The sequence below is a fragment of the Rhizobium herbae genome, from assembly GCF_019511375.1.
Taxonomy (GTDB): Bacteria; Pseudomonadota; Alphaproteobacteria; order Rhizobiales; family Rhizobiaceae; genus Pararhizobium; species Pararhizobium herbae_A.
Genome location: NZ_JAEUAO010000003.1, coordinates 1 through 12,883 on the forward strand (window position 1 = coordinate 1; position 12,883 = coordinate 12,883).

Annotated in this window: 7 protein-coding genes; 1 reads left to right on the forward strand and 6 read right to left on the reverse strand. The window is 61.2% G+C overall.

All coding sequences use genetic code 11. The features are described 5' to 3' along the window. A partial coding sequence (locus JNB71_RS13195; RefSeq protein ID WP_220372279.1) for an IclR family transcriptional regulator occupies nucleotides 1–811 on the reverse strand: 811 nt, incomplete at its 3' end. Nucleotides 812–1,705: 894 nt separating this feature from the next. On the opposite strand from JNB71_RS13195, the gene JNB71_RS13200 reads away from it, so the two are divergent. Further along, a complete protein-coding gene (locus tag JNB71_RS13200) occupies nucleotides 1,706–3,190 on the forward strand; it encodes a hypothetical protein (RefSeq protein ID WP_222857289.1) in 1,485 nt (494 codons plus the stop codon). Between the two features lie 178 nt (nucleotides 3,191–3,368). Here the strand turns inward: JNB71_RS13200 and JNB71_RS13205 are convergent, their stop codons facing one another. The 5 genes from JNB71_RS13205 to JNB71_RS13225 all read right to left on the reverse strand — a co-directional run bounded on the left by JNB71_RS13205 (nucleotide 3,369) and on the right by JNB71_RS13225 (nucleotide 12,844). Further along, entirely contained in the window at nucleotides 3,369–6,338 is a 2,970-nt protein-coding gene (locus JNB71_RS13205; protein WP_220372281.1) for a Tn3 family transposase, read from the reverse strand. A gap of 15 nt (nucleotides 6,339–6,353) precedes the next feature. Continuing rightward, entirely contained in the window at nucleotides 6,354–6,959 is a 606-nt protein-coding gene (locus JNB71_RS13210) for a recombinase family protein (protein WP_220372282.1), read from the reverse strand. Nucleotides 6,960–7,185: 226 nt separating this feature from the next. After that, nucleotides 7,186–10,326: an efflux RND transporter permease subunit gene (locus tag JNB71_RS13215; RefSeq protein ID WP_220372283.1), complete on the reverse strand. Its 3,141-nt coding sequence runs from the start codon at nucleotides 10,324–10,326 to the stop codon at nucleotides 7,186–7,188. After that, on the reverse strand, nucleotides 10,323–11,399 hold the full coding sequence (locus JNB71_RS13220) for an efflux RND transporter periplasmic adaptor subunit (RefSeq protein WP_220372284.1): 1,077 nt from the start codon (nucleotides 11,397–11,399) through the stop codon (nucleotides 10,323–10,325). Before JNB71_RS13220 ends, JNB71_RS13215 begins: the two co-directional genes overlap by 4 nt. Next, nucleotides 11,399–12,844 carry an efflux transporter outer membrane subunit gene (locus JNB71_RS13225; RefSeq protein ID WP_220372285.1) on the reverse strand — a complete coding sequence of 482 codons (1,446 nt, stop codon included), beginning with the start codon at nucleotides 12,842–12,844 and terminating at the stop codon, nucleotides 11,399–11,401. The genes JNB71_RS13220 and JNB71_RS13225 overlap by 1 nt, the downstream gene beginning before the upstream one ends. Between the last annotated feature and the right edge of the window lie 39 nt (nucleotides 12,845–12,883).

Below are 12,883 nucleotides of genomic sequence, written 5' to 3' on the forward strand. Positions count from 1 at the left end.
GCGTCACCCCCTCGGCCGCGTCTCTCACCACCGGCCCCAGTTCTGCGAGCCGCGCGTCCGGCAGCCTGACCGCCGGGCCCGACACCGAAATCCCGGCGATCGCCTCGCCATATTCGTTGAAGATCGGGGCGGCGAGGCAGCGCATGCCGAGCGTGTGTTCCTCGTCGTCGATTGAGAAGCCGCGGCTGCGGATGGCGGCAAGGTCGGTGATGAGCCTGGGCAGGGTGTCGCGGGTGTTCTCGGTGAAGCGGGTGAGCGGGCGGGTCGCAAACAGCCTTTCGACAGCCGGTTGGCCCCAGGTCGAAAGGATGGCCTTACCGATGCCGGACGCGTGGATCGGGCCGCGCCGGCCGGGCCGGAAGAAGGCGCGCATCGGGGCGTGGCTCTCGACCTGCGAGATGAAGACGACGTCGCCGCCGTCCTCGATGCCGACATTGGCGGTCTCGCCGGAGCGTTCCATCAGTTGCTGCAGGAAGGGGCGGCTGATCGTGCCGAGCTTGCGGAAGCGCAGAAAGGCATTGCCGATCTCGAAGGCTTTCAGCCCGATCGTCCAGGCGCCGGTCTCGGCGTCATGGACGACCATGCCGTGACCGGAAAGGGCGGTGAGCAGCCGGTGGACGGTGGAGGGAGCCATGCCGGACCTGTCGGCGAGGTCGGTCAGTGCCGCCCCGTCGGCGCCGGCCACCAGCTCGAGCAGCTTCAGGCTGCGGTCGAGCACCTGGACGGAGGAGGGGGCGGCGTTTTCATTGGCCTTGCGGCCCGGTCTGGCGCGCAGAGGATCCTGTCTTGGTCGTTGCGGTTGGTCTGCCATCTCGGTCCTCTTGCGTCCGTTTGCGATACGAAAGCCCCCTTCACCGGCCTTTGCCTGCCGGCATTTCCCCTTCAAGGGTGATCTGCCAGGAAGTGACAGAGGTATTCGGGCTCTCGTCATACCGTGCCGTCTGCCCCGGATATATTGCATCGCTGCGCGAAGCGGAACTCGTTTGGCGCAACCATGTAAGGTTCTGCTCTTCGCCGAAGCGGCGGGCCGCAGCCGTTTCGATGGTCGACGTTGCAAAATACGAAGGCGCGGGGCGAGCCGCTGGGGCCATTCGGTCCAGGGGTGATCGCGAGCAAGTTGGGCTTGGGCCCCTCGGGCGAAGCAGGGCACCATGGGAGGGGAAAGGCCGATCGATTCCCGGCTCTGGCACGGCAAAACCGATGGAACGATGCCGGGCAGGTTGGCCCGGGACCAGGTGCAGTCGCGGATTTTATACTTATAGGTTGCCGCGAAAATTTTTAGGAAAAAAAGTTGGCTGATTTGACCGACGAGGCGATCGCGCGGAGTTTGAATTTTTTTTCCAAATAGTTTCAGCGAAGTAGTCAGACTGCAGGTTGCGCTTTTGTGTGATTATTTAAAAATTTTGAGAAGTTTACGTTTCTTTAAATTGCCTTGAATTTAGCTAGTTATTTCAGGCGTGCGAGGTCCAATTCAACTATTTGCGGCAACAATAGGGCGGATATACTCGCAACTTTTCAGTCAAATCTACTGCATTGCACAACGTTCGAAGTTGCAATAGGTCTCCGTTTCGTAAGCTCGGCTCAGCAATAGTCGGCTTAGCAGTAGACCATCTTGAAACGGGGTTTGAGGGCTGAGGAGAAAGGCTATACAACAGTGGCAGATTTTCCAGATGCAACCAACACAGGCGTCACGTCCGGAGCGGCGATGACCAAGTATAACGGCACGCTTCACATCACCGAAGACAACGCCGTCATCAGCAACATGGACATCACCGGCGATATCGTCATCGACGCTGATAACGTCACGCTGAATAATATCAAGCTGACCTCGACCGGCGCATGGAGCGCGGTCAATGTCATGGACGGTGCGACCGGTTTCACGCTGCAGAACAGTGAAATCGACGGCAAGGGCCTCAGCCAGAACGGCGTCTACGGTCACGGCACCTTTGTCGGCAACGACATCTATGGCGTCGAAAACGGCATCACCGTCAGCGGCCCGTCGGATATTCGCGACAACTACATCCACAACTTCCTCGGCACCGCCGAAGCCCATTACGACGGCATCGAGGTCAATGCCGGTCACGACATCGACATCGTCCACAACACCGTCGTGGTCGATCACGGCCAGACCTCGGCGGTAATGCTCGACAACTATTTCGGCGGCCTGTCGAACATTACGGTTGAAAACAATCGCCTCGCCGGCGGTGGCTACACCGTCTATCTGGACGACACTTTTGGTGGCGGCGCCGTCGACGATGGCTCCATAAAAATCATCAACAACCAGGTCGGCGATGGCCAATGGGGTGATTTCGCGCTCTATGGCAACAACCCGGTAATGTACGGGAATACCGACCTGAACACCTTGCCGACGGACACGACCTCGAACGAGACGGTAGCGGATACCACACCCGTCATCGACACGCCAACGGACACCGCGCCGACGACACCAACCGATACGGCGCCAGCCGACAACACGGCAACGGACACCACCGTACCGGTCGACACGACGGAGACCGACACGACGCAAGCCGACACGACGCAGGCCGACACTACGCAGAGTACTTCGTCCAGCGGCGACCTCGGCGACGACGGTTTGTCGCTCAGCGCGCAAACCACGGCGGACAGTGAGGCTGACACGGGTGCAACCGATGTTGCGGAAAGCGTGGCCACTGCCGCGAGCAGCACCAGCGACACCGTGGATGGCGGCGACGAACCGATCGAGCAAACAACCGGCTCGGATTTTGTGGACAAGGACCATGGCACGAGGCACGACCATTCGTCGCGCGCGGGCGAAGGCGACAGCCATCGCCACGGCGGCAGCGGCGATGACGTGCATACTGGTGCGCTTGGCGCGGATGATCTGTTGGGCGGCGATACCTTCGTCTTCGAGACGGCCGATGCCAGCACGAATGGTCCGACGGGCGGCCGAGATTCGATGTTCGACTTCTCGGGTTCCCATGGTGACAGGATTGATCTGGCCGACATCGGTGCCAATTGGGCAGCGTTCGCCGATCACACTTTCACCGACCTCGGTACTGCTGCCTTCACTGGCAAGGCCGGCGAGTCGCATTGCGACAAGCAGGACTCTGACACCTATGTATATGGTGGCACCAATGGTGACAGGAATGCCGATTTAGCCGTTCATCATGATGATGCGGCGTCTCTGTCGAAGGATTACTTCCTCCTTTGATACGATAAGGCTGCTGCATTCGGCCTGATCTGTTGATCTGCACTGCCAAAGGCGACGGTTGTCGCCTTTGGCTTTCTGGCGTGGCCCGTCCTTGAATGCAGGCAATTATGCAGTAAGCCGCCAGGGCCGCGGGGCGGCTCGGATTGGGGCTCCGTGGGAATCTCTGCAATAATACCCGCTAAGGGAATTGGAAGTTCTTCGGATTGAAGCGGTTGGTTCGAATTGGCCTGAAGCGTTCGAGGGGCCTGTCAATTTCATTCCAGAGATAGTCGCCGGTGAGCGCAATATGCGCCCATGGAAGCGGTGCGACCTGGGAGAGAAAATCGTCTGGAATGACGATGCCTTGGCCGCGCACGTAATCGACGGCTCGGCCGAGATAAACCGTGTTCCACAGGATGATTGCGTTGACGACGAGGTTGAGGCCGGAAGCCCGGTAGGCCATGGTTTCAGCGACGCGATTGCGCAGCTCGCCAAGCTGGTGGAGAAAGACGGCGCGGGCAAGGGCATGACGACTTTCGCCTTTGTTGAGGATGGCGTGCGATCTGCGTCGCAGCTTCGTGTCGAGCAACCAGTCGCAGATGAAGATCGAGCGCTCGATGCGGCCCATTTCGCGCAGCGCCTGATTGAGCCGGTTTTGCCGGGGCGATGCGGCGAGCTTCTTGAGGATCACGGAGGGCGGCACCAGACCTGCGCCGATCGAAGCCTTGAGGCGCAATACCTCATCCCAGTGCTGCTCGATGGCATCCATATTGACGGTTCCCGCGATCAGCGCGTCAAGCGGGGCGTATGCCGGATCTGGATCGATGACGAACAGCCTGCGATTGCCGAGATTGCGGATCCGCGGAATGAGCCTGTAGCCGAAGGCATGAAACATGGAAAACGTCGTTTCGGTCGCGCCGGCGGTGTCTGTAGCGTGCTCATGGATTTCAATGGAGCTTTCGTTGTGAAGGAGCCCGTCGAGCACGTAGGGCGCCTCGCTCTCGGATGCCTGGATCATGCGGGAGAAGAAGGAGGCGAAGCGGTTGGACAGGAAACCATAAAGCGAGGCGCCGGGCCGCTTGCCATGCTTTGCATTGTAATCGAGGCTGGCTTCGCCGCGGCCGCCGGCCGGAAAGAACTGACCGTCCGAGGAGGAGATGTGGCCATCGCCCCAGATCGCGGCAAAGGGATGGACTTGCTGCGCATCGACCAGAACGGCGGTCGCCGTGGCATAGGTTTCCGAGCGCAGATGCCGGTCCACCATCAGCATCATCTGATGGATGGTGACACCACGCGAGCTTTCGGCCATGCGCTCAGCGCCCGCATTGGTCGCGTCGGCAAGGATCGCGGCCATCAGCGCCGCCTCATCGCTCGCGGTCTCACCGGTGCGATAATGGGTGAAGCTGTCGAGAAATCTGGTCCAGCTGTGAACTTCGGCGAGCAGGCTGGTGATCCTGATCCGTGGAACAAGGATATAAAGACGCCGACTGAGCGCCACGACCCTATCGCGCTCCTCCTCGCGAATAGCCGAGATTGACAGACCCTTGTCGGAAATCACCGCATCCGGAATGGCGTTGGACGCCGCCGCTTGAGCCAAGGCTCTCAGTTTGGCGTCAAGCGTGGCAGTGCGTTCGGCCCGCCAGGCCGCGAAACTATCCGGGATGGCAAGCCCGAGTCTTCCTTCCGCGCGCATCAGGGCGAAGGTCGCGCGCGGCAACAGATAATCTTCGAAACTTCGCCATGCCCGGCTGCCATCGACCCAGATATCGCCGGCCCGCAGACGATCCCGAAGGTGGACGAGCACCGCAACTTCCCAGGCGCGGAAGTCGATCTCGCCGCCGCCGGACCGGACACGTCGCCGCCATTTGCGGCTCAAGAAAGAAAGTGGCACGTGCGCGGGCAGCTTTCGTCCGCCGTAGAGCGCGCGCAGATGATCCACTGCGGCCAGAAGCGGATCGTCTGGACGAAAGGACCGGAAACAAAACGTGTCGAACAGGAGCCGGGCCAGCTTGCGCATCGACTTGTGCCGCTCCACCAGTTCGTCGAATTCGTCACTGCGATCAGGACGAACAACGGATGTGGCTGCGGTCATGCTGGCCACCAATCCGTCCCAGCCGATGCTGGATGTGATCGCGGAGGCAAGATCAGCGTTGCCCTCGCGAGCCGCCACAAGCGCCCCACCGAGCTGAAGATGATTGAGCGCCACATCGGCAAGAATTTCCGCTTCCTTCAGCCGCCGCTCCTTACGGCTGTTCTCGGCTTTGCGGCGGGCGCTGCCAATGAGTTTGCAGAACATGTCGACCGCAAGATCGGTGATCGACGCCTGCTTCTCGATGACGAAGGCGGTCAGCGTGGCGTAGCGGCGCTCGATCTTCAGGCGCCGTATCTCACGCGCATGCAGGATGCGGGCTTCCCGGGCGATGATGCCATAGCGGTTGGCATGGACCGTCTTGCGCCTTTCATCGGGAATGGCGGCGGAACGCAAAACCTCAAGGCGGGCGATCAAACCCTTGAGGTTCTTCAGCTTCGCCCCTTCAGGTGCTTCCGCGATCCAGCCGAGGTTGCTTCGATCGCCAATCCGGTTAGCGACAAGCTGGTCAAGGACCTCAACGGAGGGCTGGCCCAAACCCCGGATCAACTCACGATAAGCATGCCTGCGCGCCGCTGCCCGACCGGCCATCGCCAGGCGTATCAGCAGTTCGGGGCCAGGAACGAGGAGCTTCCCGTCCTTCAGCGCCTCGATAACCGCCTGTGTGATCGGCATACCCTTCTCGGTAGCGGCCGCCTCGCGTGCGGCCGCAGTGATCAGACTACGGTAATCGCTCGCCCGGACAGCACGCAGCCCAAGAGCGGCAACGATCTCGCGCGCATGTTCCCGGCGTGTCTCCTCACGTTGCGCATAGAGGGCGAAAACAGCAGGGTCGATGCCGAGTTGATCGGCAACGATCGAGATAATGGCCTGCGGCGGCGCTTCGCCCGCCCGCAGCGGCCGACCCAAATCCCGGACCAATGCAAGCTGGATCGCAAAGCCCAACCGGTTGTGCGAGCGGCGATGCCCCTTGGCGAAGGCAATATCCTCGACCGAGAGCGCATAGCGCGCCAAGGCCTCTTCATAAGCTTCGGGTGGCTCAAACAGTGTGGCACGCGACTGCGCGTCGAGGAAGGACATCGATCATCCCCGCCGTTAAAGCGAGGCGTCGGGCACATCTTTCTTCCCGGGCCCGGTCCATCCAATCCGCCTCAGTGTGTCGATCAGCGTGGAGCGCGGCACCTTGAAAGTCCGGCAAACGGACGCCTTGCTGGCGCCGCCCTCCAGGGCCGCAAGAATCTGCTCAACCTTTTCGGCGTCGATCGCCGGTGGCCTGCCGCCCTTGCGACCGCGCCGGCGCGCCGCAGCTAGGCCGGCATTGACCCGCTCCGTGATCAGCGCTCTTTCGTATTCGGCAAGCGCGCCAAACAGGTTGAACAAAAATGCGCCATGCGAATTCGTGGTATCCATCGCCTCCGTCAGAGATCGGAAAGCAATACCGCGCGCCTTCAGTTGCTCGACAATCCGGATCAGATGCGAAAGCGAGCGCCCCAACCGGTCGAGTTTCCATACGACCAGAACATCGCCCCTGCGCAGTTCCTCCAGACAGGCCTTCAGGCCAGGTCGATCATCACGCGCACCGGAGGCGCGATCCTGATGCAGATGACGTTCATCGACGCCAGCCGCAAGCAGTGCATCACGCTGCAGAGCGACCGACTGGCGCTCGTCACTACTGGATACCCGCATGTAACCGATCAGCATGTACGACAAACCCCAAATCTGAATTTGTCGTACAATCTCACATTCCGACGGGGTTTGTCGCGCAGAAAATCGCCCTCTTTACGAGATCACCTTGACCCTCGCGGAAATTGCGCGGAAATCACCTGTTTCCCGTCACTCAGCAAAATTCCTTAGCGGGTAACACGGTCCAGCGCATAGCAGCCCCGTATGCCCTCCAGCCGGATGACTGCCGAGTGATCGCAGAGGACTACCGTCTTCGATCGATGAGGGTGAGAACGGCTTCGCGTCCATCTCCGTCATCTTTCACATAGCCCTTTTCGAACATCTCGTTTGCTTCATCCCGGTGTCGACGAACCAATCGCTTGAGAAGTACGAGGAAGTCATCAACGAATGTGAAAATGACGGGAATGACGAGCAGGCTGAGGAATGTCGATGTTAGCAGCCCGCCGATCACAACGATCGCCATGGGTTGCCGGAAGCTCCCATCGCCACCGGTCAGACTCAAGGCCACGGGCAGCATGCCGCACCCCATGGCGAGCGTGGTCATGATGATGGGCCGCGCCCGCTTGTGGCAAGCGTCGACGAGGGCATCAAACCGCGCCATGCCCCCGCGCCTCGACATGATGGCATACTCGACCAGCAGGATGGAATTCTTCGTCACGATGCCCATCAGCATGAGCAGCCCGATCACCGCCGGCATGGAGAAGCTCGTGTCGGTAATAATGAGTGGCACGAGCGCCCCACCGAGCGACAGTGGCAGCGCCATGAGGATCGTCAGAGGCTGCAAGAAATCGTGGAAGAGCAGGACCAGCACGGCATAGATGCAGAACACGCCGATCGCCATGGCGATGCCGAAGCTTGCGAACAGCTCGGAACTGCGCTGCAACTCACCCTGTTCGACGAGCCGGACGCCTTGGGGCAGGTTCTTGAGCGCAGGCAGGGCCTGGGCTTCACGATTGACATCGCCGAGGATCCGGCCATTAAGCTCGACCGAGAGCGTGATGTTTCGCGATCGATCGATGCGGTCGATCTCGGACGGACTGCCGCCGATGCGGATGTCCGCGATGGAGCCGAGGTCCACGTTGCCGTTCGTGCCGCTCACGCGAAGGCTTGCGATATCGTCCAGTGTCACTCTATTTCTGGGGTCCAGTCGAACGCGGATGGAGATTTGCCGCTGCGGCAGATTGAGCTTCGACATGGACGACGAATAGTCGCCATTCGTCGCCACGCGAACCGCTTCGGAAATTGCATCCGATGTTACGCCGAGTGCGGCAGCCCGTATGAAATCAGGCACGATCTGGACCTCGGGCGCCTGGAGCGACGCGCTGGAGGTCACCGCGCCGATGCCTTGAAGCGTGCGCAACTGCTCTTCAAGGGCACTGCCTGCCCGATCGAGGGCTGCGGCATCGTCGCTGGCCAGCGTGATCTGAAGCGTTGTTCCGTTGCCACCTGACCCCACTTCCACCCTGGTTCCAGGCAGTAACGCCAAAGCTTGCCGGATGTCATTCTCGATCTCGGATTGCTTCCGGTCGCGATCGCCGATCGGTGTCAGGTTGACAACGAGGGTTGCCGAGGTCACATCGCTTGTTGTCGATGCGTCCTGTCCGCGTCCTGACGAGGCGCTGCCGACCGCGGAGAACACGCGGGTGACGTCCGGCAGCTTCGCAATGATGTCCGCGGCCTGGCGCGTCGTCGCATCCGTCTGCTCGATCGTGCTTCCAGGTTGCAGCGTGAGCGTGACTTTCGTCTGCGCGTCGTCGGACGCCGGCAGAAAGCCCGATTTGAGGAGGGGGATCGCCGACAGGGACAGGCCGAGGAATACACAGACGGCGAGGATCGTCAGTTTACGGTGGCGCAGGCAGGCCTTCATGAGCGCCATGTAGGCGCGCATGATCCGGCCGTCCTTCTCCTCCACCGGATTCGCCTTCATCATGTAGGCGGCCATCATCGGCGTCAGCAGGCGCGCGACCAGAAGCGAGGCCAGTACTGCGACGGCCGCCGTCACACCGAATTGGCGAAATGCGATGCCAGGAATACCGCCCATGAAGGCAGTCGGCAGGAAGACGGCGACGAGCGTGAAGGTCGTGGCAATGACGGCAAGGCCAATCTCGTCGGCGGCCTCGAGCGCCGCATCCATTGGCGATTTCCCCATATTCAGGTGACGGGCGATGTTCTCGACTTCCACGATGGCGTCGTCGACGAGGATGCCGACCACCAGTGAGAGCGCAAGCAGCGTGAATGTATTCAGGCTGAAATCCGCGAGATACATTGCCAGGAAGGTCGGGATGATCGATAGCGGCAGAGCCACGGCGGACAGGAAGGTCGCCCGCCAGTCTCGCAGGAAAAGCCAGACCACGACGACGGCCAGGATCGCGCCCTCGTAGAGCATGTGCATCGAGCCATCATAATTCTCGATGATAGGCCCGACCGTGCTGTAGGCTTCGACGATCTCCACGTCGGGATTGGCGGCGGCAAACTTCTGCATCGCCACCTTGACGTCGGCTGCAACGCCTGTGTCCGAAAAGCCCTTCGAACGCTTGACCTGCACGCCGATCACCGGCTCTCCGTCGAGATAGGCGAGCGAGGAGCGATCGGAGAAACTGTCTGTTACCGTGCCAATTTCGTCCAGGCGCACCAGCTTCCCGCTCGGAAGCGGGATCGCGAGCGCTTTCAGTTCCTCCACCGACGCGACCGCGCCCAGCGTCCGGATCGTCTGCTTGTTGCCGCCGATCTCGCCACGGCCGCCCGAGGTGTCGGCCTGAACAGATTTCAGGCGCGAGGAGACCGTCGCGGCTGTAATTCCAAGCGATCCCATGATTTGCGGGTTGAGATCGACATGTATCTCGCGATCGATTCCGCCGACACGGCTCACTTCGCCGACGCCGGAGGCAGAGAGCAGGGCTTTCGTCATGTCATTGTCGACGAACCAGGAAAGTTCCGTCTCGTCGAGTCGAGTCGAGCGCACGGCATAGGTAAGGAGCGGCGAGTCCTGCACCGTGACTTTCGTTACGCTCGGCGATTCCATCTGGGACGGCAGATCCGTCGTGCTGTCCACGGCGTTGCGAACCTCGTTCAGGGCCGCCTCGCCGTTCTTCTCCAACTCGAAGGAAACACTGATCGACACGGACCCGTCTGTGATCGTCGTCGTGATATGATCCAGAAGGCTGAGCGAGGCGAGATTGTCCTCGATCTTACGGGCGACTTCGGTCTCCAGTTGCGATGGAGCAGCACCCTCCAGCGTTGCGGTGATCTTGATCGTCGGCAGATCCATATCAGGAAAATTCTGCACCCCGAGCCGATCAAAGGCGAGAAGGCCGCCCGCCGTCAGAAGGACAAACAGCAGAATGGATGGAACGGGATTACGGATTGACCAGGCGGAGAAGTTCATTGCGCGTCTCCTTCAACCCTCACCAGGGCGTTGTCGGAGAGGAATGCTCCACCGGATTTCACGACCTCGGCCGATTGGTCTATGCCTGAGAGTATTTCCACCTCGCCGCCGTCGCGGCGGCCCGTCTCGACACGAATGCGTGTGGCGCGCCGATCCTTATTGACAGTGAAGAGGTAGTTGAGGCCGTCACGAAACACGAGCGCCGTCTCAGGCACCGTGAGCGCAGCCGTCGTTTGAAGCTCGATCTGTCCTGTCACGTAGATGCCGACCGGAGGATGATCATCCGCCGGCAACGCGACATAGACGATCGCGCGCCCGGTATCGCTGCTCACCGTCGGTCCGACCAGCCTGACCGTTCCTTCGACGCGCCTGTCACCGGGGCCAGGTCCGAAGATCGCAGCACCAAGTCCCTCCTTGATACGAGGGAGATACCTTGCCGATACTTCAGCCTGCCATTCGACGCGCTGCTGCCGCACCAGTCGGAAGAGCTCGGTGCCCGACGAAACCACGGCGCCGAGCTGGGCTGAGCGGGATGTGATCAGCCCATCATCGACCGCGACAATTTTCGTCTGTTCAAGCTTGATCTTCTGGCTTTCCAGCGCGGCTTCCTCCGATTCGAGAGTTGCCTTGGCTGTCTCCTCGGTCGTCAGTCGCTCGACGATACTCTGATCGGAAAGCGCGCCCGACCGGCGCAGTTGCCGCGCCCGGTCGGCGTCCGCCGCGGCATTCGACAGATTTGCCTTGGCGGTCTTGACCGCCGCCTCCTGCTTGTGAAGGTCAGCCAGCACGCTATCCTGTGAGAGCTGGACAAGCGTCTGCCCTTTTTTCACAACGGACCCGACATCGACCAGAACGTCGGTAATGCGAAGGCCGCTCGTTTCTGAGGCGATGATCGCCTCATGCCAGGGCTTCAGCCAGCCGCTTGTAGGCACTGACTCGGGCCATTGGCGTTCCGCCGGCTTCACGAGGGACACGGTGAGAGCCGCCGCCTCTTCCTGGGCATGCGAAGGCTCGCCGGCAAAAGCAAGGGTCGCCCCGGCAAGGAGGGCAATAACAAAATGGGCTGACCGCATCAGAGTGAGTTTCCTTGTGACTTTGTCCGGCGCTGTGACGGTAACGCGGAGGTGGCGTCCCAGCCGCCTCCCACGGCCTTGTAGAGCGCGATCCAATAGCGGACGGCGTCGCGCCGCGTTTCGATAAGCGTGATCTCCGCCGACTGCGCCGAGCGCCGGGCTTCTTCCCGGTCGAGGAGGCTGACGCCGCCCGCTCTCCAGTTTGAATCGACCGAATTGAAGTAGGTCCTGTAGTTGCGGGCTGCGCTGCTCGCGTCGCCGATCCGCCTGCGGGTGCTGTCGATTCTCACGAGAGCCGTCTCGACCTCCGCGATTGCGCTCAGAACGCCGGATTTGTAGCTGGCGACCGCTGTGTCGTAATCGGCTATCGCACTCCTGACGGCGGCGCGGCGCGATCCGCCATCAAGAAGCGGAATCGATAGGGCCGGCCCGAAGGACCAGGGCAACGAATCGCCCGTCAGCGTCGAACTGCTGATCGTCACCGAACCACCGAGGCTCAGGCTGGGATAGAGGTCGGCTTTCGCTGCACCGATATCGGCGATGGATGCGGCAAGCTCCAGTTCGAGCGCGCTGATATCCGGGCGTTGCCGCAGCACATCGGCGGGCACTGCGTTGATCAGGAAGCTCTTCGGCGTCGGAATGCCAGTCTTGCCTTTGGCCATGATCTCGCGGACCCGTGTCTCGTCACTGCCGGTAACCTGAGCCAGGGATTTGACCAGGACTTCGCATTCGGCGCGCTGTGCCGTCAGAGTTGACGAGGATGTGGCCGCGCTTGCCCGCACGAGCGCCAGATCCGCGGTCGATGTGAAGCCGGATGTCGCAGCCGCTTCGGTCGCGCGCATTGTTTGCCGCTGCGAGGCAAGCTCCATGCTGTATACATTCTCAAGCTGGCGGCAGGCACGATATTGCACGTAGTAATCAGCCACCTCGGCCGCGAGAGAGATTCGCGCTTCATGCCAGTTCGCGATCTGCTCATGGACCCGAAGATGAGCCGCTTCGCTCTTTTGCCGCGTCTTGCCGAACAGATCGATCTCCCACGAGGCATCGAGGCTGCCGCTGGAGATCGTCGAGGCGGCAACGCGGTTGATCGCATCACCATCGGTACTCGAGCGCGTGACGGAGCCCGAACCGTCCAACCCCGGAAACAGGCTCGACCGTGCCGAAGCCAGCGTCGCGCGCGCCTTGTCGATGTCAGCGGCGGCCGAGGCGAGACTAGGGTTCTCCTCCTGCGCGTAGCCGATGAGAGAGGTGAGCGACGGGTCGTTGAATGTCGACCACCAGGTCGCCAGGTCGGATGTCCGCCCAGCGTGTGGCAACGTCGCGTGCCAGACATTGGCTACCTGCACACCCGCCGTTCCAAGTTCGGCGAAACTGGCGCAACCCGTAAGAACAAGACAAGCAACGACGGTACTGTAACTCAATATATTGCGATGCGCCGCCGCCATCACAGCCCTTTACGAAACACGATCTCTGTTCGACGCATC